The organism is Oscillibacter sp. 1-3, assembly GCF_000403435.2.
Taxonomy (GTDB): Bacteria; Bacillota; Clostridia; order Oscillospirales; family Oscillospiraceae; genus Oscillibacter.
The window spans coordinates 188,885-213,311 of sequence record NZ_KE159707.1; the positions used below are offsets into that span (position 1 = coordinate 188,885).

Below are 24,427 nucleotides of genomic sequence, written 5' to 3' on the forward strand. Positions count from 1 at the left end.
TCATTGACCGGAAATCTTTTTGCTTTTTTCTGTTATATTATGATAAAAGCAAGTTAATATCTCCGGGTGTAGCCTATCGGTTAGGCACTTGGCTTGGGAGTATAGGCTCCTCATCCATGACGCACTGCCCACAATGCCGCACCTCCTTGTGACACTAAGCAGAGCGGGCTTTCTTTTTTCACCGGTAACTGGTCAAAAACTGGCGTTGACCACATGTTTGACCACAGTTAAAAATTTCATATCCGGGATTAGCGCAGTTGGTAGCGCGGGTGGTTTGGGACCATCAGGTCGGGAGTTCGAGTCTCCCATCTCGGACCATGATAAGTTGACAGACCGCCAAGGGGGTGGCCTGTCAACTTTTTATATTGAATATATCAAACCTATTGCGCCGCAGTGATTTCACTGCGGTATTTTTATTATTAAAGGAGGATCACAATGAACTCAATTCAAAAAAGTGAAGCAATCAAGAAAGGTCTCCGGAAGGGGTTTCAGGATGGCAGCGCCAAAATGGCCCACCGCAAATGCTATGGATATGGAGTCTGCTCGGATGGTGAGCTGGTGGTCAATCCTGACGAGGCGAAAGTAGTGTGCTGGATATTTGAGCAATATCTTGTTGGTAACAGCCTGGGGAAGATTGCTGGTCTGGAAAGACAGGGCATCCCCTCACCCACTGGCAGGCCCAAATGGAACCGGGAGGCGATTGACAAACTGCTCTCCAACGAAAAATATACCGGACGGGTGCTGCTTCAAAAAACGGTAAGCACTGGCGCTGTCCAAATCGAAAATGATGGCCTCTTGGATCGGTTTCTTTACACCGACACCCATGAGGCCATTATTTCGGATGAGATGTTCACGGCGGTACAGCAGGAGAAGCTCAGTCGCTCTAAGAAGCCGCAAAACCAAGTTACCATGAGGCTCACATTTTGATACAATTTACCATTAATCTTGAGACATCCTTGTCAGAAAACACCGAATATGCTACACTTGTTCTCAAAATGTGAATCTTAGATGTAGGAGTCTATTTTAGGCAGGAGAATATGTAGTTGAATGCTCAGAAGATACAAATCCTTTTGACCGTCTACCGTGGCTTGACTCAGGCTGAAATTAAAGAGATAATTTTTATTGTCAATATCCTGTTGACAATAACTGATTGCTATGATATACTGCATGCAATTAATTATTGCATGCAGGGGTATGAAAAATGACTCGTAAGAAAAGCAGTACAATTGAAAATGTAAAATTTTCTGAACGTCTTAAACAAATATTATCCGAAACCAATACTACACATCAAGAACTTGCAGATATCTTGGGTGTCCAACGTCAAACTGTAAGTCTATATACGAATAGACAAATCCGTCCTGATATTAGTACTCTTGCACTAATAGGGCAACACTTTGGTGTAACAACAGATTGGCTATTAGGATTAACGGCTGATAGGAAAAAACATCCGACTGCCACAGACGAATTAGGATTGTCAGAAAATTCAGCATATAAATTGATGGCTTATGGCAAAAGCAGAATTTGTGGTCGAGTTCGCAAACTCTCTTCATTAGATATGGTTATTTCTCATGATGATTTTGAGGAACTTCTGGAAACACTTGATTCCGCATTTGGCCGTTGCAGCGAAGCATTTATGGCCCACTCATGTGGTGAGACGGAAGCATCAGGTGAGCAACTTGCAATAGAAGCATCAGATGATCTTGAAGGGACTCGGTGGACCGTTATTACCTCTGCTCAATATGCTCAATATTTAGTCTACCGTGCTCAACAAGTATTTAATCGGATTATTTCTGATCTTAGCGAAGTTGAAAAACTTACTGATATAATGGAATATTGATATTTTCGTTTTAGGCAAAATCCAAAAGCGTGCACATACACCAGCTTGGAAATTCTCACCGCAACTCGCTTCACTGGATTTGCGGTGAAGAGAGGGCGAGGGATACGGGGCCTTGATGCTGAAAAATCGATTTTGATCGCTTACTCCAACTTGCATCGAAAAAGATGCAGGCAAAAATCCAAAGAAATTGAGAGCAATTTCTCGCATCCAAAAAATCAGGGAGCGTAAAATAAAAATAACGCACCGGAGATGCAAATTCGCCTGATTTGGGAGTTTTTGGGGATACGCATGACTCGAACTCTCCAGCACTCAAAACAACGAAAAGGCTGTCCACAGTCTGCCAATTTTAAGGCAGGCCAGTGGACGGCTTTTTTCGTTCCCCCTATTCACATTGGTGATTATGCTTGCTTTGTCTATGCTTCTTTGCTGGTATTGGTAATAGCTTTCTCCATGCCTTTCGGATATACTTGCCTTGCAATCAGGCGAAAGGAGAATGACACTATGCCAGTGACTCGTAATCTTTGTGCTTTATGGTGAGGAAAATAAAATGGTGAGTAATATTTCAATAGCGTGAGGACAAGCGGGATTATGCTGAAATCACTCACCATTTTATATTTGTATTTCAAAAAGACCTGAGTGGTGCATACTGGTCTCCGAAAGGAGCGTGGTGTGCATGTATTGGTGGGAAGAAGTGCAACAAGCAACAAATGAAATTGTCCTTGTCTTAGATGGTGTCGTCAATAAATGAGGAGCCAAATGGCAATACAACGAATTTGGACAGCCGCAACGAAAGAAGCAAGATTTTTTGCATAACGTGTAGCAGTACCGCGCCATCTCTTGAGAAGCAGAAAAGCATTCTCGACGAGATGACGGAGTTTGTAGAGATATTCATCGTATTCTCACTGGTGTTTCCGGTTTTTTCTCGGCGGAATGACCGGTATCATCCCCCCTCGGTGGCTTTGAGAAGGATTGCGTCTGTGTCATAGCCCCGGTCTGCCAAAAGATATTTCGCCCGGAAACCCTCCATCAGTTGCGCTGTAATTGTGCAATCCGCTTTGGTACCAGAAGTGATAAAGAATCGCACCGGCATACCATGCGCATCCACGGCCAAATGTAACTTGGTGTTAATCCCCCTTTTGTGCGGTCCATCGCCTGATTGCCGCCCCGTGCGCCAGCAGCGTCCGGATGCGCTTTGACATGGCTGGTATCCATCATCAACCACTCAAAGTCTGTGTCATCCACCAGCGCTTCCAGAATCCTTTCCCAAATTCCCTTATCTCGCCATCGGCAAAACCGTCGGTGTACATTCTTCCAGTTTCCATAGGTTTCTGGCAAGTTCCGCCAAGGCGCTCCGGTGCGCAGAATCCAGAATACTCCGTCGATAAACTGCCGGGTGTCTCGAGCATTCCCGCTTCGTTTCCCTTTTCGCCTATCGTGTATGGCTCGATTTTCTCCCAACCTCTATCGCTTATACCGTGTCGCCGCTATTCCTTTCCCATTTTTCAGCCCTCCTATTTCTTTGAGGACTATTTTATCATATTTTTATTGACGACACCGTCTAATAGGAAAGCGTCTAAAAGAAATGAACAAGCAGCAGAAATGGCTGACACAAGAGGCTCAAATGTCAAAAGTATACCTTTGTTCCATCATGAACGGACATGTAGTACCAAAGCTGACAATGCTTAGACGAATTGCAGGGCCCTTAGGTATGGACCCTTTTAACCTCCTAGCGGCTCTCTTTGATGAGGAATCCTGACTTTTCTAACGTCGGCTGATAACCAATCTCCCCTTTGCATATAAAAAAATCAGTTCGATAAGAGGTGATACCCTTTGACATGGCTTTCAGCAAAAGAACCAGCGCAAGTTCTCTGTGCAAGTGAAAGAATGGTTCAATTAGCCGCACAACAGAATAGATACCAGTCCCGCTATGTCAAGGGCCAGGGCCAGGGCGGCAAGCAGCTCCGCATCGCCTTAGAATCACTTCCAGAGGAAGCGCAAGCCCGGTATCGCGGCGAAAAACCACCGCACGAGGACATTTTGCAGTACACAGGCAAGCAGCGGGAAAAAGCAGACGCCAAAGCCTGGGCCGTGGAGCAATACCATCAGTCCAATTTGTCCCCGGCTGAGTTTGTTTCCTGGTTTAACGCTAGCAACCCGCCAGAGGACGCCATCAGCGAAAGCAAGCTGGCGAAAGCAAGCTGTTCTGCTGGCAGAAGAAATACCAGGAAAAAGACGTTGCCGCCCTGATCGACCGGCGCGGCGGGCACAGCCTGGGAAAGGACACCATCCCGCCGGAAACCTGGGAGCTGTTCTATTCCCTTTACATGACCCAGCAAAAGCGCGGCATCCAGCTCTGCTATGACGTTACCAGGATGGAATATCCTGAAATTCCTTCATGTAAGGCTTTTGAGCGCAAAGCCAGCACAATTCCCTACTATGCCATCCTTTATTATCGGGAAGGGCCAAAGGCTTTCAAGGACGCTCTTCCTTGCATGCAGCGGACCAAACTTGGTATCGCCTCAAACGATGTCTGGTTCTCCGAGTGTTTTTAATGGAGCAATTCAGTTTTGAGAGCCTTGACATTACCAGGGCAAGCAATGAAACCATTGCGGAGCTGGGCGAGGTCCTTTGGCACTTCACTTTTGTTCACTGTAAAGAAGACCTGGCTATCGCCGAAAAGTACCGCGAAAGCGTTGACGCTCTGGTGGACAGCTTCAACCCCAAACAAAAGAAATGGTTTGAAGAGTATCAGAAGATGGTTACAGACGAATTGTGGCTGGCGGAACAGCGGCGCTTTGTCTGCGGTTTCAGGACCGCTATGCGGCTGGCGCTGGAAAGCATGAAGTAAGGAGGAATGCGAAATGATGAGCAAAAGAGTATTGGACGCCTTGCGGGAACAGTTCCACGAGGACTTCGGGGAATTGAGCGAGCGGGACGGCTACATACAGCGCATGAAGGCCGACGCCTTCGCGCTGATTGGCCGCATGGCACCCAACGACAGGCGGCTGGAGACTGACATAGAGGACGCTATCACAGATATTTGTTACCTCTTCTTCTCTGCTGGGCTTCTATATCGGCCTCAAGACCGGGGCCGACATGGAGCGAAATATTTCTGATTCTAAGTTCCCGGAGAGGGTCCTGGAGATGCTCGGGGATTTGGAGGAATAAAACCGCCCTACAGGCCCGTTATCACGCGTGATAACGGGCCCTTTGGCAAAGGGGCAGGAAACCATCAGGCCCCGGCAAAAGCCGCTTATATACGACCCAGAAACGCCGGAAAGTCAGATGGAATCAGAAAGGCGGTGGTTGATATGTTGTAGCGGTCCAACAGTGCATCAGAGATATCCATAAATTATGAAAGGTAAGGAGCTTCATTGAAATGATTATCAACAACGCTACTATCAAAGAGGCTTTCCAGAGCTTCAATACCGTCTTCAACAAGGCGTTCCAGGAGATGGAGAACCAGTATCCCCGCGTGGCTATGGAGGTCCCCAGTGAGACCCGGGATGAAACCTATGCTTGCCTGGGCGCTGTCCCCTCTATGCGGGAGTGGATTGGCGAGCGCGAGGCCAAGAACCTCTCCGCCTACGGTTACACCATCAAAAACAAGGACTTTGAGCTGACGGTCTCCGTTCCCCCGGAATGACCTGGAAGATGATTGCATTGGCGTCTATAAGCCCATGTTCCAGGACTTGGCCTATAACGCCCGGTGTCATTCGGACAAGCTGGTGTTCAGCCTGTTTCCCCGTGGCTTTACGGAGAAGTGCTTTGACGGCAAACCCTTCTTCAGCGAAAGCCACGCCCCCGCCGTCGAGGGGGAGAACGCCAAGCCCCAAAGCAACAAGGGCACTTACAAGCTGACGCCGGAAAGCTACGGTGCCGCCCGTTCGCAAATGATGTGCCTTGTGGATGACCAGGGCGAGGTTATGTTTGTTGTCCCGGATTTACTGGTCGTGTCTCCGCAAAAAGAGGCCGTGGGCCGAACCATCCTTATGGCAAGTGAGATTCATCAGGAGGTCAACATTTACAAAGATACCACCGAACTGCTGGTAGTTCCGCAGCTGGCGGCAAACCCGGAGCAGTGGTTCCTGCTTTGCACCAAGCGCCCGGTGAAGCCTTTCATTTTCCAGAACCGCCGCAACCCGCAGCTGGTCGCCAAGGACACCCCCAGCGACGATAATGTCTTTTTCAAAAAGGAATATATCTACGGCGTGGACTCTCGCTGCAACGCCGGATATGGCCTTTGGCAGTTTGCTTTTGGGTCCACCGGCGAAGCGGACATGCCCGCCGCTAACGCTTCCTCTGCCAAGGCATAAGGAGGTCCCATGAATACTGATTATATCTATTTGAGCAATTCCCTTCCTTATGAAGAAGATCATCGCCCGACTCCCATTCGCCATAAGCTGGTAAAACTTCTTCCCCTGGGAGTGGTGCATAGTACAAAGGGGGATTTTCTGGTAGACAACGAGTCGTTTCAGAGCATTCGAAACAAGTTCCTCTAGAGAAAGCTGGAAATCTCTATTGATTATGAGCACCAGACTTTAAAGGACATGCAAGTCCCGGCGGCGGGCTGGATTAAGGACTTTGTTCTCAAAGACGACGGCTTTTATAGAGCGGTGGACTGGACGAAGCGTGCCGCCGAATATCTGGAGAACAAAGAATACCGCTACATTTCTCCGGTTATCAATATCCGAAAAGAAGACCGCAAGGTTATGGAGCTGCATTCCGCCGCCCTCACCAATACCCTCGCAATTGACACTATGGAAGCTATCGCGAACAGCGACAAGCCGGGCCTGGACGAGGTGTCCTCGGAAGAATCGGAAGACGGCAGCGGCAGCACACTGGCGGCTCTGGCGAAGCTTTTGCAGCTCGACCCCTCCACAACTATGGAGGATACCTGCAAAGCCGTTTCCGCCCTGCTGGAGGAACGAGATTCTATGCAGCTGAAAGCAGGCGCGTGCCAGTTTGAGATTGTCAAAATGAAGGCTGACAGTATCGTAACGGAAGCCTTGAAAGAAGGGAAGCTCATGGCTTGGCAGCACGATACGGCGTTTGCCCAGGCGCTGAACGACCCGGATGGATTTGCCCGTTGGCTCAAGACCGCACCACAGGTGGTCCCGATGGGTAAGCTTGACTACGGCCCGCTTCCCGCAAGTCCGCGCCCTCGTTCCAGAGCGCACGAGCTGATGGGCCTGTCCGCTGAAGACATCAAGAAGTACGGAAATATTTAAGGAGGGTTCAACATGAGTTTTGAGAATGCCGCCCGTCACAATGCCGCTGTTAGAGGTTATATCCTCCGCATGCTGGTGAGAGGTTATCGCGGTGCCTTGGCTGTCCGCCGTATCTCCAATGACCTTGTGCGGAACAGCATGGTTACCGACCCGGACATTTGGGAGCCTTTGAAGTATCTCTATGACATGGGGTTCATTGAGTTCACCGACAAAAGCGTCACGCCTGATAAAGCCTACACCCGTGACGGCGTGGCACGGCTCACAACGAAAGGCGTCCGTTTCATTGAAAACGGTGGCGATACGGAATCGGGGATTGACCTGTAATGGGAAAGCCTAGAAAGCCGCACTCCGACGCAAAAATGTACCAACTCCCCAAGGATATCCTGCAAGGTGTCGATGAGCGCTTAGGCCTTGTTTGAAAAATGGCAGAATGCCCAACGGCGAGAGATTTTTTCGCCAATCAAGGCAAATTTTTGCAGGCGGGCTGACGCCCGGCAAGAACATTTAACTTAGAGTGGCGGATAAAGATCCACCGTTTGGGCGTTTTGACTTTTTTCAAACATGGCCTAGGCAACTACAATATGAGCTACGCCAATATTCTTGCGTGGCTTTCTGAGAAAGGCTATAAGGTCAGCCAGGCGTCTTTGTCCCGGTATGCCTTCAACGTATTTGAAGCGGCCCAGCGCATCGCTGACGACCTGGAGAAGACCAAGGCCGATGTCGATTTCATCGGCAGGAATCCCGACCTGGACACCACCTAGGCCACCAGCGCCATCCTCAAGAGCGGCTTGCTGCAGAAAATTTCCTCCGCCGAGGAAGAGTTCAACGACATGCCCATTGAGAATTGAGAAGGCGGGACGGTTGTTTGTCCAGCTCTCCAGAGCCGAGGCCAATCGAAAGCGCACCGCCGCCATAAACCGAAAGGCGGAACTTGCTTTTGACCAAATGGAGGTTGAGCTTTTGGAGGCAATCAAGCAACACCCGGAGCTTGCGGAGGAACTTCGTAGCGTCTTGGACCGGGCTCGCGAAAAAGTAGTCGTTGATGCCGATGTCTAATTCCACCAGGTAAAGCAGTTAGCGGCCCGTCCCGAATCGTTTGGGGCGGGCCGTTCGCGTTGCCGTTGTGCATACTTATTCAGTTTCCTCTCAGGTGGTTTCATTTAAGCACCGTTTAATTTCGGATATTTCAATCTTTATCAACGTTCTTCAATTACATTTTGTGTGTCTCTTTACAATAGCACTAATATAGGGATCGTCTTAGTTTGCCGTATCATTTTAAGGACCCTTTATACATCACATCTCAATAGGCGCCGTGCGCAGATTGGTACAGCTCCGCACTATTCGGCGCCCTCCAGGCGCGCCCGCAGCTCCTCCCACCACTCCACGGCCTTGAATTTCAGCACATAGCCCCGGTCCTCCTCCGTGATAAGGCCCACCTGGTCCTCTGTGAGACCTGCCGCCAAGGCGGCGGCGGGGACGTCGGCGGAGGCGGCGGTGCAAAGGGGCGGGAACACCACGCACCACCAGTTCCGTCCCGCTCCCTCGCCGATCACCACACGCAGCGCCAGGTACTCCCCGGCGGGCAGGGTAAAGCCGTCGTACTCCCGGGTGGGAAACTCCGTGTCTGTCAGCTTCGCCGTCACCGGGTAGGCGCAGCCGTTGGCCCGCAGCTCCCGAACCGCCAGGGCCTCCAGCTCCGGCAGCTCCGCCCGGAGGAGCGCTTCCGCTTCTGTTCGGTCCTTCGCCTGGGTCAAAAGCTCCGTGGCCCGGGCCAGCACCCGGTCCCGCACCAGCAGCTTCAGTGCCTGGTCCTCCTCGCCGTCGGAGTTGGCCAGCACATGGAGCCGCACCACCCGCTCCGCCAGCTGGCTCTGGGCCCGCAGGGCAAGGCCTCCGGAGGCCAGGAACACCGCAAGGCCGATCAGCAGGGCAATTTCAATCAGTTTCAGCTTATTCTTGGGGCCAACAGAGGTTTTCATACCGATTCCGTCCTTTACTTATGTATGCCGGTCTCCCGGCGTCCTTCATAAGTATGGACAGGAATTTTCGTTTCTAAACCACAGGGCCGTCCAGCCGCCCCACCGGCTGAACCAGGAAGGTCTGGGCATACCACATCCGCATGGATTCCAGGGCGGGAAGCGCCTCCTCCTCCGTTTGAAAGAGGCCGAATACCGCGGGGCCGGAGCCGCTCATTGCCGCACCCAGCGCCCCGCATCGCAGCAGCGCCGTCTTGATTCCCCGGACCTCCTGCCGCGCCTCCTCCGGCAGGACCTCCTCGAACACGTTGTAAAGCCGCTTTGCGACACCCTCAAGGCACCCTGTCCCCAGGGCATTCACCATGCCGTCAATATCCGGTCGGCCCTGGAACACCCTTCCCCGGACCCGGGCGAAGAGCTCCGCCGTGGGGAGGTCAAAGTCCGGCTTGCAGATCACGATCCGGCAGGGCGGCAGGGGCGGCAGATCCGTCAGGACCTCCCCCCGGCCCTCCGCCAGGGCGGTGCCGCCACGGACACAAAAGGGCATGTCACTGCCCACCGTCAGGCCGATCCGCTCCAGGGTCTCTGTGGGCAGCTCCGGGGCGTACCACTGCCGCAGAAGGCGCAGGAGGGCCGCCACGTCGGCGCTGCCGCCGCCCAGGCCGGCGTAGGCCGGGGTTTGTTTTTCCAGACTGACGGCCAGGGGCGGGCAGGGGCGGTCCAGCTCCCGGAAGAAGGCCTCCGCCGCCCGCTGCTCCAGCGTCTTCCCCTCCGCCGGGAGAAAGTCCCCGTCCGCATCCAGGGAGAAGCCCGCCGCCCCCTCCGCCAGTGTCACCGTGTCGCACAGGGACACGGTCTGCATCACCATCCGCATCTCGTGATAGCCGTCCGGCCTGGGGCCTAGGATGTCCAGGGCCAGGTTGATCTTCGCCGGAGCGGACCTTTTTATGGCCTTCATACAATCTCTTCTTTCTGTAAGACACCCCGCGCCGCGTTTCCGGCGGCGCGGGGCGGTACATTATTTGATCTTCCGGGCCTCCACGTAATAGCGCTTATCCTGGGCGTGGCCCATGGAGAAGGTCTTGCGGGGCAGCACGCCGTCGGCCATGACGGTCTTGAACAGCTGCTCCTTGCCCATGGCGGGGAGCTTGAAGCCGATGTTGCCGGGCTTGCTTCCCAGCTCGTCGGTGACCTCATCGCCGTGGATATAGTCGATCTCGCCGCCGTGATCCTGCACGTAGCTGTCCAGGAAGGCCTGGAGGGTGCCCACCGCCAGCTGAACCTTGGGCTGGGGCACGGTGACAAAGCCGGTGCGGCCGGCGCAGGTGTAGGCGATGGTATGGCCCTCCCCCCGGCCCTCGTGGGCGCCGGGGTAATAGGCCTTGAAGGCCTCCAGCAGCGCTTCCGGCTCCACGCCGAAGACCACCCGATGGATGGGCTCGAAGGTCAGGGCATCGTCGTGGTTGTTCACAACCTCTACCAGGGCATACCGGGCGGGGAGGGCGGCCCGCTCACTCTCGGGGGTGACCTTTTTCAGGTTCTCGTAGCACTGCTTGGCGGTGGCCAGGGAGTGGTTGCCGTCGCCCACGGCGAAGAGCAGCGGGGCCGCGCCCTTCAAGCCGTACTTCTTCTCCGTCTCCGCCTCCGTGCACAGGGCCGCCAGGGCCTCCGCCGCGGCGTCCGTCTGGGCCGCCGTCAGCCGCCAACCGGCGAGATGGCCGCCGCCCTGTTGGAGGTCAAAGTCATAGAGCTTCTCCATCTCCCCGCCGGCGGACGCCAGAGGCTCGATGACGGTCCGCTCCGGGTCGTCGATGAGGAGCATCACGTGGGGCAGCTCAATGGGCGCGTCCTGCCGGACCCGCACCCGGGGCGGGATGCGGGAGAGCACCGTGCCCTCGGTGGCCCGGATCAGGGCGCCGGAGCCAGGGGTGAAGTCGTACTGCTCCAGATCCACCATGCCGATGAGCCCCCGGCGGACCCTGCCGTCGGACTGGGTGCGCTCAATGTAGATGAGGGAATCCGGCAGTGCTTTGAACACGCCCTCGTCCAGGTAGTTTTGCATGGAGCCGTTGATGCTTCGGATATGGCTGTCCACCTCCGGGTCGTTCAGCCGCGCCTCCGGCAGGATCAGGCGAAGGGTGGAGGGGGCGTCTCCCACGGTCTCCTCCACCGCCTGCCAGTACTCCGGCTGAGAGGTGAACTGGTCGCAGGCCACCACGGCCCACTTCGTCATGTCCGCGTCCTTTGGCAGCAGGATGTCGGCGGGATAGAAGCCCAGGGCCTTGAATTTCTCGTTCATGTCGCGTCTCCTCTTCTCTTATTTTTTCCGAAACTCCCGAATGGTCATAACGGCAATGCCTGCAAGGCAGATCAGCAGCAGGGGGGCAGCGGGGGCGGCCAAAACCGCCAGCGGCCCCTTGAACACCTCCCAGCAGATCGTTACAAACTCCATGGTCGCTTCTCCGCCGGTCAGAGCGCCGCCTTGATGGCGCTCAGCAGATCGGCGAACTCCTCATAAGCGGGCAGCTGGGGATAGTCCTTTTTGATCTGCTCCGTGCTCTTGAACAAAAATCCGGCCTTGCTGGCCTGGATCATGCCCAAATCGTTGAAGCTGTCCCCGGCGGCGATGGTGTCGTAGCCGATGGACTGGAGTGCCTTGACGGTGGTGAGCTTGGACTTCTCGCAGCGCATTTTGTACCCCGTGATCTCTCCGCTCTCCGCCACCTCCAGGGAGTTGCAGAAGATAGTGGGCCAGTTGAGCTTTTCCATCAGGGGCTTGGCAAACTCCTCGAAGGTGTCGCTGAGGATGATGACCTGGGTCAGGGTCCGCAGCTCGTCCATAAACTCCTTCGCGCCGGGCAGAGGGTCGATTTTAGCAATGGCGGCCTGAATTTCCTTCAGGCCCAGGCCGTGCTCCTTCAAGATTCCCAGGCGGAATTTCATCAGCTTATCATAGTCGGGCTCATCCCGGGTGGTGCGCCGCAGCTCAGGAATGCCGCTGGCCTCGGAGAAGGCGATCCAAATCTCGGGCACCAGGACGCCCTCCATATCCAAACATACGATATTCATGCTGTTCCTCCCATTCCGCAGCTGTGCGCCGCGTCTTGTGTGCTGTATTCTTTGCTCTGTAGTAACCATATCATACCGGCGGATGATTTGCAATCTTCTTTTGCGCTTTGGGCGGCGGACGGACCAATGAGCGGGCCGCCAATGGCGGCCCGCTCCGGAAAAATCCTTATTCCTCCGGCACGGCGTAGATGCCGTAGACCCAGAGGTCATCGTCCCCCGCCAGCTCCGGCAGGACGGTGAGAACATTGTCCTCCGTCCACTCCACCTTCAGATTGCCGCTGTGGAGGCGGTAGGTCTGGGTGTGCTCCCCGCCGTTTTCAAACACGGCGGTGACGGTGAGGACCGCGCCGTCAAAGTAGTCGGCGTCCCTCTGCGCCTCGGCGGAGATGCCGAGTCCCGTGTTCCAGGCCATGTCCTCCGGGGCGACCCAGAAGCCGTAGCGGGTGTCGGGGTCGTAGTCCTCCTGAACGCTGCTCCCCAGAGCCGACATCTCCGGCATGTACCACACGCCGTCGTCAGTCTGGCTGATGGAGGCGGTGGCCAGCTCCGGCGTGCCCATGTGCTCGCGGTAGTAGGCCAGCTCCTCCTCCGTCAGGTTCTCCAGCAGCCGGTAGCGGTACAGCCCGCCCCGGTCAATGGAGAGGGACACGGAGGCGATATCCTCCCCGGTGACCTGGAAGAGGCATCCGGTGAAGTCCCCCTCCCCGGGATTGATCATCCCTTCGCCTGCGGAAAAGGCGATGGCGCCGTCCTCCCGGGCAGGGAAGGCATCCCCGGTGTCGGCGGCATAGGCCGTCAGGCCGAAGGACAGCGACAGGGGGAACACCTGGGGGCCTTCCTCACGCCGGACGCTCTCCACATTTCCGCCCTCCGGGGCGGCGTCCGCGGGAGCGGCGGGGGTCCGCAGGCGTACGCTCCCCAGCACCAGGGTCAGGGCGCACATGGCGCAGACCGCGATGCGGGCCGCGGGGCGGAACCATCCCTTTGCCATGCGTTTGTTCTCCGTTCCCTGCCGCCGGGCGGCGGCCAGGACCCGCTCCTCAAGCCCTGTGGGCACGCAGATGTTCTCCACTACATTCTGATACTTGTTCCTGCTCATCGTCCGTACCTCCTAACAAGTCCTTCAGTCTCATTCTCGCCCGGCGGAGCCGGGTGCGCACCGTGGCCGCGGGGACATGCTGCATGGCGGCGATCTCCTCTGTGCGGTACCCTTCCGCATAGTGCAGGTGTACCGCCGTCCGCTCCCCCTCCGGCAGGCGGGACACCGCCTCCCAGAGCTCCGCCGCCTCGTCGTCCGCGGGGCGGGCCAGCTCCGGCACCTCGTCCAGGGACAGCGCCGTCCGCCGCAGACGGAACCGCTGGACATCCACACAGCGGTTCAGCGCCGTCCGGAGGAGCCAGGCCTTCAAATACTCGCCGTCCCAGTCCCGGGCCTCCTCCCCCAGCAGGCGGAGGAACACGTCCTGGTAGACGTCCTCCGCGTCCGCCGCATTTTGGAGGCGGCACAGGGCCAGGCGGTACACCGCCCCGCCGTGGGCCTCCATGGCATTGCGGAGAAAACCTTCCCGGTCTTTCATAACAATGCCTCCTTTTGTCAATATTTCGGTTGAAAAGCGCCTTTCACTGATAATACGTCCGGTGGGGCCGGATTGTTTCAGCCGAAGAAAAAATTTTTTCCACGCGGAAAGGGCGGACGCCGATGCGTCCGCCCTCCAATCCCTATTCCGGTCTGATGCCGTAGGTTTCGAACCTGCCGATGAGGTTTTGAAGCGTCAGCTTCTGGGCCAGCAGCTGCTGGAAGGCGGCGCCCCGCTGCTTTCCGGCGCTCCGCAGCGCCTCCAGCTTCTCCAGCACGCCCGCCTGCTCCCGCAGGAGGTCTTCGTACATCCGCTCATAGGCCGCCAGCCGCTCCTGATCCGTCATCTTACACATTGAAGCGGAAGTAGATCATGTCGCCGTCCTGGACCACGTACTCCTTGCCCTCGCTGCGGAGAAGGCCCTTTTCCTTGGCGGCGTTGACGCTGCCGCACTTCATCATGTCCCCGTAGGCGATGACCTCCGCCCGGATAAAGCCCCGCTCAATGTCGGTGTGGATCTTGCCGGCGGCCTTGGGGGCCTTGGTGCCCTTTTTGACGGTCCAGGCCCGGCACTCGTCCTTGCCGTAGGTTAAGAAGGAGATAAGGCCCAGCAGGGTGTAGGAGCACTTGATGAGCCGGTCCAGGCCGGATTCCCGCACCCCCAGCTCCTCCAGAAACATCTGCCGCTCCTCGCCCTCCAGCTCGGCGATGTCCTGCTCCAGCTTGGCGCAGATGGGCAGCACCTGGGCGCCCTCCTTCTCCGCCAGAGATTTCACCTGCTGGTAGTACTGGTTGCCGTCCAGGTCTGTGAAGCCGTCCTCGTCGGTGTTGGCGGCGTAGATAATGGGCTTGAGGCTCAGAAGGTCGCAGGTCTCGATCAGGGCCATGTCCTCCTCGCCGCACTGGTAGGTCCGGGCGGATTTTCCCGCGTTCAGGTGCTCCGCCAAGGCCTTGAAGACCTCCGCCTCACGGAGGAACTTCTTGTCCCCCTTGGCGGCCTTCTGGGCCTTCTCCACCCGGCGGGTCACCATCTCCAGGTCCGCCATGATGAGCTCCAGGTCAATGGTCTCAATGTCCCCCAGGGGATCCACGGGGACGTTGGTGCCGGCGTCGGCCACCACGTGCATGATGTTCTCGTCGTCAAAGCAGCGTACCACGTGGACGATGGCGTCCGTCTCCCGGATGTTGGCCAGGAATTTGTTGCCCAGGCCCGCCCCCTGGCTGGCCCCCTTCACAAGGCCCGCGATGTCCACGAACTCGATGACCGCCGGGGTCTTCTTGTCCGGCTCGTACATCTCCGCCAGCTTGTCCAGCCGCTCGTCCGGCACGGCCACCATGCCCACATTGGGGTCGATGGTGCAGAAGGGGTAGTTGGCGCTCTCGGCGCCGGCGTTGGTAATGGCGTTGAACAGAGTGGACTTGCCCACGTTGGGCAGTCCCACGATGCCTAATTTCATATCACTCTACATCTCCTTTATTTTCAAGGGGTTTCCCATGTTTGATCGATGGCTGCTGCGCCATTTTACGCTCCGCTGCGTTTCTCAAACTGATACACGGCATTGCACAACGAATTATCTGTCACATAGACATAATTACAGAAAGAGGCCGTCCGCCTGACCGAGGGTATTTCTGCGCAAGTTCTGCCGGCAGACCGGGGCTATGACACAAATGACATCCTGGTCTATGCAGTCTCAGCAGGTATGGAGACCGCAATTCCTCCCAAAAGGAATCGCAGGGAACAGCGCGAATACGACAAGTATCTCTATCAAACTGCGTCATCTGGTAGAAAACTGTTTCCTGAGCCTGAAACGCTGGAGGCGTATCGCTGCTCGTTATGCCAAAACATTAATGCGTTTATTGCTGCGGCGCAGGTTCGTTGTATCGCTGTTTGCGCTGCCGTTCGTTCTTGATTCGTGCAGATGCTATCTGGCACAGGTTGGATATTATTGATATATCATTCCTGGCAGTGCCAGCAGGTGTTGGGAGCCAGATGCCCAACACTATATCAACAGTCATGATTGACGGGGTAAAAGCGTTCCCATATTTATCGGTATGCTTGGCATCATCCAACCAGTTTCGTGCTCTTGGAAGAGCAGAAAAGCACCTTTCCTGACGTTTTCCACGCTTATTGACAAATCTTGCGCAGTATAAACCATCCTTTCTTTGAGAAATTCCTTTTCCGATTTCTTTGCCTCTGGGGTTTTTACCCATTTACCGCACCCCTTCCACTACAGAAGGAGAACAGCTATTGCAACGACTTCGTATTTTAGCATAATGTTCCTCATTTCTCAATAGCTACCAACGCTCAAATCATCAGTTTTTCGCTGAGAAAAGCCTCTGGTATGCTCCCCATAGGGTAGGCCTTGTTTGAAAAAAGGCGGAATGCCCAACGGCGAGAGATTTTTCGCCAATCAAGGCAAATTTTTGCAGGCGGGCTGACACCCGGCAAGAACATTTAACGCAGAGTGCCGGATAAAGATCCACCGTTTGGGCGTTTTGACTCTTTTCAAACAGGGCCTAGACAAGCAGAAGAGAAATTTTGTAAAAATTACGCGATGAGAGGCGTTTTTATATGGCTATAAGCAGTCAAGTAAAAGCTGAATGAGAACTGTGCGCAGTAAGGGAATATCTTGTGGAAACGGGCGCCTTAACAAGATTGCGGCATCGAATGCAACATCAGCGTTATCCGGGAACATCAAAGCGGCAGTAAAGAGACGGCAGCCAAATTCGATTGTACTTATCAACGATTTATCGCTGGGTAAAAGTGTATCACGAGGGCGGTCTGACAAGATTGCTCGGCAAGCGAAAAAAGAAGATTTCTAAGGTCATAACAGAAAATAAGAAACTGAAAGAAAAAACGCTGCTTTAGAACTGAAATTGGCTGTCCGGTGCAAGCTTCAGCAATACCAATTTCAAAGGGGCGGAGAAGCGGCTTCCAGCGGAATCCGGAGTTTGATAGAATATCAAATCATCCAACAGCTGCATGAGGAACAGGGCTGGCCTTTATATAAGCTTTGCGAAGCAGTCGATGTCAGCCGAGCCGCCTATTATAAGTGGGAGAAACGGGTTGTCAGCCAAAAGCAGTCTGATACTGAGAAACTGGCAGCTTTGATTTCCGGGATATACCAGAGCCGGCACGGCATCGCCGATTACCGTCAGATGAAGCTGATCATGGAACGGCGGTATGGGATCAAGCGTAATCTTAAACGTGTTTATTGCATCATACGCATCCTTGGCCTGCACTCTTAATATTGCTGAAAATATCCTGAACAGAGAATTTATAGTTTACCATCAAAACGAAAAATGGCTGACAGACACAACTGATTTCAAATATGGGAACGGACACAAAGCATAATTGAACGCTGTTCTGGATCTATATGGGCGGAATAGCGTTTCTTTTTCTGTGGGCCGAAAAATAATACCGCCTTGGTTCTGTAGACCGTTGACAGAGCATTCCTGCAATTTTCCGTTGACAAGCTCTTGGTTCTTAGCGATCGAGGCGCACAATATACGGGCCACGCTTTCAGGAAAAGAATGGAGGAGAAGCACATTTGCCAGAGCATGTCCCGTCCTGGCAAGCGTCTTGCTCATGCTCCGATGGAAGAGTTCTGGGGTATTCTAGGGTCTGTTCACATAAGCGCGTCGAACATGAGAGCAAAATGAACAAAGGGTAAGAAAATAACATCCAGTTTATCATAGCGAGTGAAAATACGGCGAAACCGTTTGATGCGGCGAAAAATCCTTTCAAGCTGATTGCGCTGTTCGTACAATTGCTTATCATAGTTCCAAGGATTTTTCGATTGCGTTTTGGCGCAACGACTGATATATAACCAAACTCCACCGCCAAAGCCCTCGTCTCATCCCCTTCATAGGCCCGATCCATCAGAAGAGAAACCGGATAGGCAGCCGAACCGAGCCGCCGCAAAAGAGCACGACCTTCTGAACCATCGCCGCAGTTTCCGGCAGACAACGAAAAGATTGCCCCGTCTCGATCAGATGCGGCGGCCATATGAAGTTTGGTATTCCATCCGCCCCGCGTTCTCCCGATGGACTGGGTGCCGCTTTTTTCAAAGCCCCCATCCCGTCAGGATGAACCTTGATGAAGGTGGAATCCAGCCTGATTATATTTATTTGGATTTGGATGATTCCCAACTGTTGTAAGCGCAGAGATACCGCGTGTAAAACGCCCTTCTTCGCCCAGCGGTTTACCCGGACATAGATCACATGCCAATCTCCGTATTCTTTGGGCAGGCTCCGCCATTTGCACTTATTTTCCACTACGTATAGCACTGCGTTTAACACATCCAGGTTACTAATTTTGCCGGTTTCCTCTGTTTTTGTAATTCCTTTTTTTCATCATAACACAATTCTACTCATGTGAACAGACCCTGAAATCGCTGATATGGACAAGACCACAAAAAATCTATGCGGAGTTGCTGACAACAAATTCAAATATGCTATGGAGCAAAAAGCAATCAGCATTATTATTGCTGATTGCTTTTTTGCTGTTTGTGGTGTTATTTACTATATATCGCAGCTATATCGTATATTTTTTGCTTCATCTTTGCACGGATATGTAGAGGCTCAAGGCACTCGCATTTATCGCTAAAGCTAAAGAGAATATCATAGTAATATTCGTTTTCAATGAACGGAAAATTTACAACGTAATGTTCGTCACCATCTGGAAAAAAGTGGTCATAGGTGCAAAATTCAAGCACCCTATCCAGCACAGATTTGTGGATGCGTATTTTAATTTCTGTCTGCATCGTTTCTATAATTTCCTCAAAATCCAAAATCGGTTTTTGATAACCCCGTGGGGCAAAAGTTTCCTGCTTTATCTGCAAATTCGACATTCTGGATAGTCTGAATAGGCGATAGTCGCTCCTGCTATAACAATACCCATAAAAATACCAGTGGCCGCTTTTTAATACGAGCTGGTATGGCTCAACCGTTCTCACAGTTTTATTTCCATGGTGAGCTATGTATTCAAAGGAAAGTAGTTTGTAACCCTCTAAAGCTACTTTAATCATTTGCAAGTATGGTTGGATATTTTTGTTGCCCGACCATGGGCTTAAATCTACACAGATTTGATTTATCTTTATTTCAATATCATTCGCTTTATCGGCAGGGATGAAACTCTTGACTTTTGCAAGAGCGTTTACAAGTTCATCACCTCGTACCATATTGGAAAGATTGGAAAGTCCCGTCAAGATTGCGGAAAGATCGGCAGTCGAAAAAACATTTTTATCAATCTTGTACTCTGGCATAATTTCAAAGCCGCCTCCAACTCCCGAAATTGAGCGAATGGGAATACCCGCCATATTGATTGCATCTATGTCACGATAGATTGTACGGGGCGAAACTTCAAACATATCTGCCAGCTCCTGTGCGCCTATACGCTTTTTATCGAGGAGCGTCATAATAATGCTAACAAGCCTGTCAACTTTCATTTCATAGCCGCCTTTCCAAAATTCTCTTTCATTATAGATTGTTGCCATACTGCTGTCAACGATTGATTGGTACAATGAAAAAACCAGGGTCTGTTCACAGGCGGAGCCTGCCCAAAGAATACGGAGATTGGCATGTGATCTATGTCCGGGTAAACCGCTGGGCGAAGAAGGGCGTTTTACACGCAGTATCTCTGCGCTTACAACAGTTGGGAATCATCCAAACCCAAATAAATATAATCAGGCTGGATTCCACCTTCATCAAGGTTCATCCTGACGGGATGGGGGCTTTGAAAAAAGCGGCACCCAGTCCATCGGGAGAACGCGGGGCGGATGGAATACCAAACTTCATATGGCCGCCGCATCTGATCGAGACGGGGCAATCTTTTCGTTGTCTGCCGGAAACTGCGGCGATGGTTCAGAAGGTCGTGCTCTTTTGCGGCGGCTCGGTTCGGCTGCCTATCCGGTTTCTCTTCTGATGGATCGGGCCTATGAAGGGGATGAGACGAGGGCTTTGGCAGTGGAGTTTGGTTATATACCAGTTGTTGCGCCAAAACACAATCGAAAAATCCTTGGAACTATAATAAGCAATTGTACAAACAGCGCAATCAGCTTGAAAGGCTTTTTCGCCGCATCAAACGGTTTCGTCGTATTTTCACTCGCTATGATAAACTGGATATTATTTTCTTACCCTTTGTTCATTTTGCTCTCATTATCGATGCCCTTATGTGAACAGATCCTAACAGCAAATATAAAATGAAAACGGAGGAAAGGCATGATTACAGTCTATGTTTATACCCTTGATACCCTGGCAGATTGGGAACTGGGGTATGTGACCGCAGAACTAAATTCTAAACGCTTTTTCAAAAAGGATGCGCCGAATATATCGATCAAAACAGCCGGTATCTCAAAAGGGCCTGTCAAGACAATGGGCGGCTTCACTATCATTCCTGACTGCTCCATCAGCGATATTGCGGTGAACGAAAAGAGTGTATTACTGCTACCAGGAGCAAACACCTGGGACGACCTGAAGCATGGTGCTATTATTGAAAAAGCAGGAGACCTTCTTTTGGCAGGTGGTACGGTATGTGCCATCTGCGGTGCCACTGTTGCATTGGCAAATGCTGACCTGCTGGATCACCGCCCGCACACCAGCAATGGAATGGGATACCTTGAAATGTGTTGTCCCCATTACAAAGGACAGCACTTCTATGTTGATAACCCCTCTGTTGCAGACCACAACTTGATTACCGCAAGCTCCACTGGGGCTTTGTTATGGTCAAAACAAATCATTGAGCGTTTGGAAGTCTTTCAGCCTGATACGCTGGAAGCGTGGTATAACTATTTCAGCAGTGGCAAGAAGCAACATTTCTTTGCTCTCACGCAGACCTTACCAACCAGCAAATGACCTGCCCTTTTTACAGATAAGAACACAATACATAAAACTGCCGCGCGATGGCAAAAGAAAAAAGCCGTCGTATGATAGCTACTCATAAAACAGTATCAACCAACAAACTGAAATAGGGTAACTGCCATACAGGGTGCAGAAAAAGACAAGTAAGAAGCAAACCGTTTCTTGCCTGTCTTTTTCACTTTGTTACGCAATAGAACGCTATTTTTGAGGGCAGACATATAAAACCCTTACCCCGTCATTTTAACGCCCGCAAAGCCGCATAAATCAAGGGTAAAACACCTCCTACTGCGTAACAATCCCCATAATAAATCGAGGGCGAAAGCAGTCTACTGATTTCGCCCTCTTGACTACCCACAAGCAAAGGTGGGAAAAGCTGTCAAGGGCGCGTAGCGCGAAGTTTACCCTTGACAGCTTTTCCTGTCTTTGCTACTCCCTATCGGTCGAAACGGAATTTCAATATAGCTTCAACCAGTTTCGCCTTTAGCCTGTCCTGCATATCGTCATTGATATGCCCCTTAATATATAGACAGGTATTTAATATGTGCGTTGTAATACCGCAATACTGCGTCTATCGCTTCCGGCTCTCCGGCAACAGCTTTTTGGATTATCTCAAAAGGTATCAGCTTTTTATTCCTCATGTTCCATTCTCTCCCATTCTTTCCGTAACTGTTTCAGTGCAACATTTCTCCTGTGGTTTATTGTACTTCTGCAACATCTGTACAATCTTCCGATTGCTTCATCACGATAGCCAATGAAGTAATAAAGCAACAGAACTTCCCGCCTTAATTGCGGCAATCTTGACAATGCTGTCGCCAACCGTTCATCGTCAACTATTACTTCCTTTCCCAACACAAGAAATACAGTCGGTTTGTCCTGCTTTTCAAAGTAACTGTCCATAGCAGACGGTTCAAAATATCGTTCTGACATCAGATAGTCGAGGGATATTTCCCGTTCCGCTTTCCGCTTCAAATCCCGCCATGCGTTAATGGCTTCATGGCGCAGGACAACCTTGCAGAACGCATTGAACGCATATTCGATATGCTCCATGAACTGTTCAGAATATCTCATTTTCTCTCACCCCCTTTCTTCCCAGTAGGGGGCTATTACAGCAAACGCCCACACAGCATGAAGCAATACAGGCATTGGGGTAATACGAGTAATTAAGACATACTAAATGATATGTGTGTTCATACTCATAGGCAGAAAATCCCATTCCATAAGACAGGATTTTTTTGATAATTCACCATAGCCAAAACTACCCATGAAATAAAAAACAGACATAGCAGTACCTCACAATACCGCCATATCTATGAAAACTTTCCTGCCACATAAAAACGGCGGCTTTGATTGTTATTTCAAAACCGCCGTTCAGCCGCTTATATTCTGTTTTGGCGCATGATGATTTTGCCGCCACACAACGGTTTTTTTATTAACCGCCGGACGGCATGAACATCTTCTTTTATGCGTAATGGTACTTCTCTCTGTTCTGATGAAGAAAAACCAATGCTACAACCATAGTGATTAGTTCTGCTATAGGTACTGCAAGCCATACCCCTGTTACGCCCCAAATATTCGGCAATGTAAGCAACAGCACTGTAATCAGTCCGAAAGTCCGCAGGAACGACAAAATTGCTGACAGCTTCCCGTTTGATAATGCTGTAAATGTGGCAGAGGTAAAAATGTTCAGCCCGCAAAACAAAAAGCTAAAGGGAAAAATCAAAAATCCGTTTCGTGCAATTTCATAAACAGGCATTCCTTTTTCTGAAAAAAAACCAACCAACGGCGAACCAAAAATAAAAGCTACTGCAAAAACAGTGACCGAAACAAAGACAATGAACCGCATACAAATAGAAAATACATTCTTTAGCTGTTTGACCTCCTGCTTCCCATAGTTATAGCTGATAACAGGGGCTACTCCCATAGAAAAGCCTATGTAAAGGGCACTTAAAAAAAACTGTGTATAGATAATGATTGTGATTGCCGCAACTCCATGCAGTTTCATCATAATGCGGTTAAAAAGGAATGTTGTAACCGCTGTTGCCGCCTGACTTACCATTTCCGAAAAACCATTGGTACAGCTTTCAGCCAATACGGAAAAATCTAAGACTGGCTTCCTGAAATGCAGACTGCCTCTCTTTGCGGAAAAGAACCACAATCCAATCACCGCTGGTATCATATAGCCAATGCCCGTACCAAATGCCGCCCCCTTAATGCCCATGTGAAGCGGCACCATAAAAATATAGTCCAGTAAAATATTTACGATTCCTGCGCTTACACCAAGCACCATACCCATTCCGGGGCGTCCCGCCGTTACGATAAGATTTTGAAAAAGCACTTGCAGGATACTTGCGGGCGTGAATAACAGCAGGATAAAAAGGTATTCTTTACAGTATGGAAATAGAATACTGTTCGCTCCAAGTCCCCATACAATCCTGTCAATAAAAACCGTTCCCAACACTGAAATCAATACACCTAACAAAATGCCCGCTGATATAATCAGCGTAAAATCCTGTGCCGCCTTTTTATGTTCTCCTGCTCCCATTTTGCAGGCTACAATCGCACTTCCTCCGGTTGCAAGCATCGTTCCAAGACCGACAATCAGATTGATAACAGGGCAGACGATATTCAATGCCGAAAGCGCATTTGTATCTACAAATCGTGCTACAAAAATTGTGTCAACGACTGTATACAGCCCCATGAATATCATCATCAAAATTGTCGGAAATGCAAATTTCAGCAACGATTTTATTGTAAAGTTCTGTGATAGTGGATTTAAGTCACTCATTGTCCCCGCCCTCCGATTTTTCTCTGTGAAGTATAAAACGCTGTGTCGGATAGCCAAATTCAATTAACAGTTCCGCTTCAGTGAAACCAAGACTTCCCCATACCTCCCGATAACCTGTGTCTGCCTTGTCGCCCTCCCGAAAAGTTGTCACGCTAATCTGTGCGGAACGTGCAAGTTCACATAATGCTTTTTCACAAAACACTTTCGCTATCCCTCTTTTCCGATACTGTGGGTGTACCCCAAAGAAATCAATGCTCCCCGTCACCTCATTAAACGCCATAATCCCGATTGCCGTATCAGTGTCTTTCAAAATCAATGCCCGCTTATTTTTGATATACTCCTGTAACTGTGCAAGATATTGTTTTTCGTCCAAGTGCGGGAAACCGTCAATGACAAGGTGAACCAGTTCTATCCATTTGGGTATATCTTCCTGTGTTGCAAAGACGATTTTATCCTGCCATTCTTTTTCCTCTAAATCTGTAGGATTTTCATTCAAGACATGTCTTAGCTGCAATGGATAAAATTCTTCCTCCTCCCTGTACCTATTAGGGGATTTTTTATACATGGCTTTGAAAATATCCGTAAAAGACTGCTGACTCTCATATCCGGCAGAAAGCGCAATTTCAAGGATTGGTCTATCGGAAAGTACAAGCAGTTTTGCGGCTTCGGTCAACTGGCGGCGTTGTACATAATCATGGATTGTCAACCCTACCGTACCTGTGAACATTCGGTGCAGATGATACTTTGAATAATGTACAGCCCCCGCAACTGTTTCCAAGTCCAGTCTTTCATGCAGGTGGCTTTCGATATAGTCGATTGCCGCCATTACATTTTTGATATTCCCCGGCATTGCAACTTCCTCCTTTCTCTCCGCATTATAGCAGGATATTTCATTCCGCTTTTCATATATCTTGCGGTTTTAAGGCAAGTATTTACCAGTATACAACAGTCTACCCCGATAAGAAAGATTTTTAGAAATTTTCTTCTGATACATTGGCATTTCCCAAACTTCCCCGTATTAAGAAACAAGGAAAACTTTTTGAAGAATTTTTCTCAAAACTCCGTCAAAAACGCCTTGTGTGATGTTGTAG

At 51.4% G+C, this 24,427-nt stretch carries 30 protein-coding genes, 1 tRNA gene and 3 pseudogenes; 16 read left to right on the forward strand and 18 right to left on the reverse strand.

Annotated features, from left to right (window positions below; all coding sequences use genetic code 11):
• The first annotated feature begins 242 nt into the window (after positions 1-242).
• From C816_RS07305 to C816_RS22540, 3 genes are all read left to right on the forward strand, one after another.
• Positions 243-318: transfer RNA gene (locus C816_RS07305), tRNA-Pro, on the forward strand.
• Between the two features lie 117 nt (positions 319-435).
• Positions 436-927, forward strand: a complete 492-nt coding sequence (locus tag C816_RS07310) for a recombinase family protein (protein WP_016321753.1) — start codon at positions 436-438, stop codon at positions 925-927.
• 274 nt (positions 928-1,201) lie between these two features.
• Positions 1,202-1,837 (forward strand): helix-turn-helix domain-containing protein, encoded by a 636-nt coding sequence (locus C816_RS22540; protein ID WP_016321755.1) that lies wholly within the window; start codon positions 1,202-1,204, stop codon positions 1,835-1,837.
• Between the two features lie 737 nt (positions 1,838-2,574).
• Here the strand turns inward: C816_RS22540 and C816_RS22545 are convergent.
• Positions 2,575-3,309: pseudogene (locus C816_RS22545) on the reverse strand (IS5 family transposase).
• 358 nt (positions 3,310-3,667) lie between these two features.
• On the opposite strand from C816_RS22545, the gene C816_RS07320 reads away from it, so the two are divergent.
• From C816_RS07320 to C816_RS21695, 9 genes are all read left to right on the forward strand, one after another.
• On the forward strand, positions 3,668-4,084 hold the full coding sequence (locus C816_RS07320) for a hypothetical protein (protein ID WP_016321756.1): 417 nt from the start codon (positions 3,668-3,670) through the stop codon (positions 4,082-4,084).
• Between the two features lie 38 nt (positions 4,085-4,122).
• Entirely contained in the window at positions 4,123-4,389 is a 267-nt protein-coding gene (locus tag C816_RS22550; RefSeq protein WP_242832174.1) for a DNA-binding domain-containing protein, read from the forward strand.
• The gene (locus C816_RS07330) at positions 4,389-4,685 is read left to right on the forward strand and encodes a DUF6809 family protein (RefSeq protein WP_016321757.1); all 297 of its coding nucleotides are present in this window, start codon (positions 4,389-4,391) and stop codon (positions 4,683-4,685) included. Before C816_RS22550 ends, C816_RS07330 begins: the two co-directional genes overlap by 1 nt.
• Before the next feature lie 13 nt (positions 4,686-4,698).
• The gene (locus tag C816_RS07335; RefSeq protein WP_016321758.1) at positions 4,699-4,953 is read left to right on the forward strand and encodes a hypothetical protein; all 255 of its coding nucleotides are present in this window, start codon (positions 4,699-4,701) and stop codon (positions 4,951-4,953) included.
• 263 nt (positions 4,954-5,216) lie between these two features.
• Positions 5,217-5,483, forward strand: a complete 267-nt coding sequence (locus C816_RS25580; RefSeq protein ID WP_016321759.1) for a Mu-like prophage major head subunit gpT family protein — start codon at positions 5,217-5,219, stop codon at positions 5,481-5,483.
• Positions 5,484-5,517: 34 nt separating this feature from the next.
• Positions 5,518-6,153, forward strand: coding sequence for a Mu-like prophage major head subunit gpT family protein (locus C816_RS07340; RefSeq protein ID WP_016321760.1), 636 nt, complete (start codon positions 5,518-5,520; stop codon positions 6,151-6,153).
• Positions 6,154-6,351: 198 nt separating this feature from the next.
• A complete protein-coding gene (locus tag C816_RS07345) occupies positions 6,352-7,068 on the forward strand; it encodes a phage protease (RefSeq protein ID WP_305809321.1) in 717 nt (238 codons plus the stop codon).
• 12 nt (positions 7,069-7,080) lie between these two features.
• A complete protein-coding gene (locus tag C816_RS07350) occupies positions 7,081-7,392 on the forward strand; it encodes a hypothetical protein (protein WP_016321763.1) in 312 nt (103 codons plus the stop codon).
• A 257-nt stretch (positions 7,393-7,649) separates the two neighbouring features.
• Positions 7,650-7,829: a phage protein Gp27 family protein gene (locus tag C816_RS21695; RefSeq protein ID WP_016321764.1), complete on the forward strand. Its 180-nt coding sequence runs from the start codon at positions 7,650-7,652 to the stop codon at positions 7,827-7,829.
• 61 nt (positions 7,830-7,890) lie between these two features.
• Here the strand turns inward: C816_RS21695 and C816_RS24820 are convergent, their stop codons facing one another.
• The 10 genes from C816_RS24820 to ychF all read right to left on the reverse strand — a co-directional run bounded on the left by C816_RS24820 (position 7,891) and on the right by ychF (position 15,147).
• Positions 7,891-8,130 carry a hypothetical protein gene (locus C816_RS24820; protein WP_242832154.1) on the reverse strand — a complete coding sequence of 80 codons (240 nt, stop codon included), beginning with the start codon at positions 8,128-8,130 and terminating at the stop codon, positions 7,891-7,893.
• A gap of 275 nt (positions 8,131-8,405) precedes the next feature.
• Positions 8,406-9,047, reverse strand: coding sequence for a stage II sporulation protein R (gene spoIIR / locus C816_RS07360; RefSeq protein ID WP_016321765.1), 642 nt, complete (start codon positions 9,045-9,047; stop codon positions 8,406-8,408).
• A 73-nt stretch (positions 9,048-9,120) separates the two neighbouring features.
• The gene (ispE, locus tag C816_RS07365; RefSeq protein WP_016321766.1) at positions 9,121-10,002 is read right to left on the reverse strand and encodes a 4-(cytidine 5'-diphospho)-2-C-methyl-D-erythritol kinase; all 882 of its coding nucleotides are present in this window, start codon (positions 10,000-10,002) and stop codon (positions 9,121-9,123) included.
• 60 nt (positions 10,003-10,062) lie between these two features.
• Positions 10,063-11,343, reverse strand: coding sequence for a DUF1015 domain-containing protein (locus C816_RS07370; protein ID WP_016321767.1), 1,281 nt, complete (start codon positions 11,341-11,343; stop codon positions 10,063-10,065).
• Between the two features lie 18 nt (positions 11,344-11,361).
• Positions 11,362-11,496, reverse strand: coding sequence for a hypothetical protein (locus tag C816_RS25315; RefSeq protein ID WP_016321768.1), 135 nt, complete (start codon positions 11,494-11,496; stop codon positions 11,362-11,364).
• 17 nt (positions 11,497-11,513) lie between these two features.
• On the reverse strand, positions 11,514-12,113 hold the full coding sequence (gene thrH / locus C816_RS07375; protein ID WP_016321769.1) for a bifunctional phosphoserine phosphatase/homoserine phosphotransferase ThrH: 600 nt from the start codon (positions 12,111-12,113) through the stop codon (positions 11,514-11,516).
• A 166-nt stretch (positions 12,114-12,279) separates the two neighbouring features.
• Entirely contained in the window at positions 12,280-13,212 is a 933-nt protein-coding gene (locus C816_RS07380) for a hypothetical protein (protein ID WP_016321770.1), read from the reverse strand.
• Positions 13,154-13,690, reverse strand: coding sequence for an RNA polymerase sigma factor (locus C816_RS07385; protein WP_016321771.1), 537 nt, complete (start codon positions 13,688-13,690; stop codon positions 13,154-13,156). The genes C816_RS07380 and C816_RS07385 overlap by 59 nt, the downstream gene beginning before the upstream one ends.
• A 142-nt stretch (positions 13,691-13,832) precedes the next feature.
• Complete coding sequence (locus C816_RS07390; RefSeq protein ID WP_016321772.1) at positions 13,833-14,045, reverse strand: hypothetical protein; 213 nt, start codon at positions 14,043-14,045, stop codon at positions 13,833-13,835.
• Positions 14,038-15,147, reverse strand: a complete 1,110-nt coding sequence (gene ychF / locus C816_RS07395) for a redox-regulated ATPase YchF (protein ID WP_016321773.1) — start codon at positions 15,145-15,147, stop codon at positions 14,038-14,040. The genes C816_RS07390 and ychF overlap by 8 nt, the downstream gene beginning before the upstream one ends.
• Positions 15,148-15,294: 147 nt before the next feature.
• Here ychF and C816_RS24825 point away from each other — a divergent pair.
• A pseudogene (locus C816_RS24825) lies at positions 15,295-15,600 on the forward strand (transposase family protein); the annotation flags it as partial.
• Here the strand turns inward: C816_RS24825 and C816_RS23530 are convergent.
• Positions 15,545-15,901: a hypothetical protein gene (locus C816_RS23530; protein ID WP_155978945.1), complete on the reverse strand. Its 357-nt coding sequence runs from the start codon at positions 15,899-15,901 to the stop codon at positions 15,545-15,547. The pseudogene C816_RS24825 and the gene C816_RS23530 sit on opposite strands and share 56 nt — an antisense overlap.
• A gap of 741 nt (positions 15,902-16,642) precedes the next feature.
• Here C816_RS23530 and C816_RS21705 point away from each other — a divergent pair.
• Positions 16,643-16,939, forward strand: coding sequence for an IS3 family transposase (locus C816_RS21705; RefSeq protein ID WP_051147061.1), 297 nt, complete (start codon positions 16,643-16,645; stop codon positions 16,937-16,939).
• A 633-nt stretch (positions 16,940-17,572) separates the two neighbouring features.
• Here C816_RS21705 and C816_RS07405 read toward each other — a convergent pair.
• Entirely contained in the window at positions 17,573-18,034 is a 462-nt protein-coding gene (locus C816_RS07405; protein WP_155978946.1) for a transposase, read from the reverse strand.
• Positions 18,035-18,207: 173 nt separating this feature from the next.
• On the reverse strand, positions 18,208-19,140 hold the full coding sequence (locus C816_RS07410) for a helix-turn-helix transcriptional regulator (RefSeq protein ID WP_016321774.1): 933 nt from the start codon (positions 19,138-19,140) through the stop codon (positions 18,208-18,210).
• Positions 19,141-19,274: 134 nt separating this feature from the next.
• Between C816_RS07410 and C816_RS23540 the strand changes: the two genes are divergently transcribed.
• Both C816_RS23540 and C816_RS07420 read left to right on the forward strand, forming a co-directional pair.
• Positions 19,275-19,616: a hypothetical protein gene (locus tag C816_RS23540; protein ID WP_051147062.1), complete on the forward strand. Its 342-nt coding sequence runs from the start codon at positions 19,275-19,277 to the stop codon at positions 19,614-19,616.
• A 296-nt stretch (positions 19,617-19,912) separates the two neighbouring features.
• Positions 19,913-20,545 (forward strand): DJ-1/PfpI family protein, encoded by a 633-nt coding sequence (locus C816_RS07420; protein WP_016321775.1) that lies wholly within the window; start codon positions 19,913-19,915, stop codon positions 20,543-20,545.
• A gap of 439 nt (positions 20,546-20,984) precedes the next feature.
• Here the strand turns inward: C816_RS07420 and C816_RS07425 are convergent.
• From C816_RS07425 to C816_RS07440, 4 genes and pseudogenes are all read right to left on the reverse strand, one after another.
• Positions 20,985-21,189, reverse strand: a pseudogene (locus C816_RS07425) (helix-turn-helix domain-containing protein).
• Positions 21,179-21,619: an RNA polymerase sigma factor gene (locus C816_RS07430; RefSeq protein WP_016321777.1), complete on the reverse strand. Its 441-nt coding sequence runs from the start codon at positions 21,617-21,619 to the stop codon at positions 21,179-21,181. The pseudogene C816_RS07425 and the gene C816_RS07430 overlap by 11 nt, the downstream one beginning before the upstream one ends.
• Positions 21,620-22,010: 391 nt before the next feature.
• The gene (locus C816_RS07435) at positions 22,011-23,336 is read right to left on the reverse strand and encodes an MATE family efflux transporter (protein WP_016321778.1); all 1,326 of its coding nucleotides are present in this window, start codon (positions 23,334-23,336) and stop codon (positions 22,011-22,013) included.
• Complete coding sequence (locus tag C816_RS07440; RefSeq protein WP_016321779.1) at positions 23,329-24,186, reverse strand: GNAT family N-acetyltransferase; 858 nt, start codon at positions 24,184-24,186, stop codon at positions 23,329-23,331. Before C816_RS07440 ends, C816_RS07435 begins: the two co-directional genes overlap by 8 nt.
• Positions 24,187-24,427: the final 241 nt, after the last annotated feature.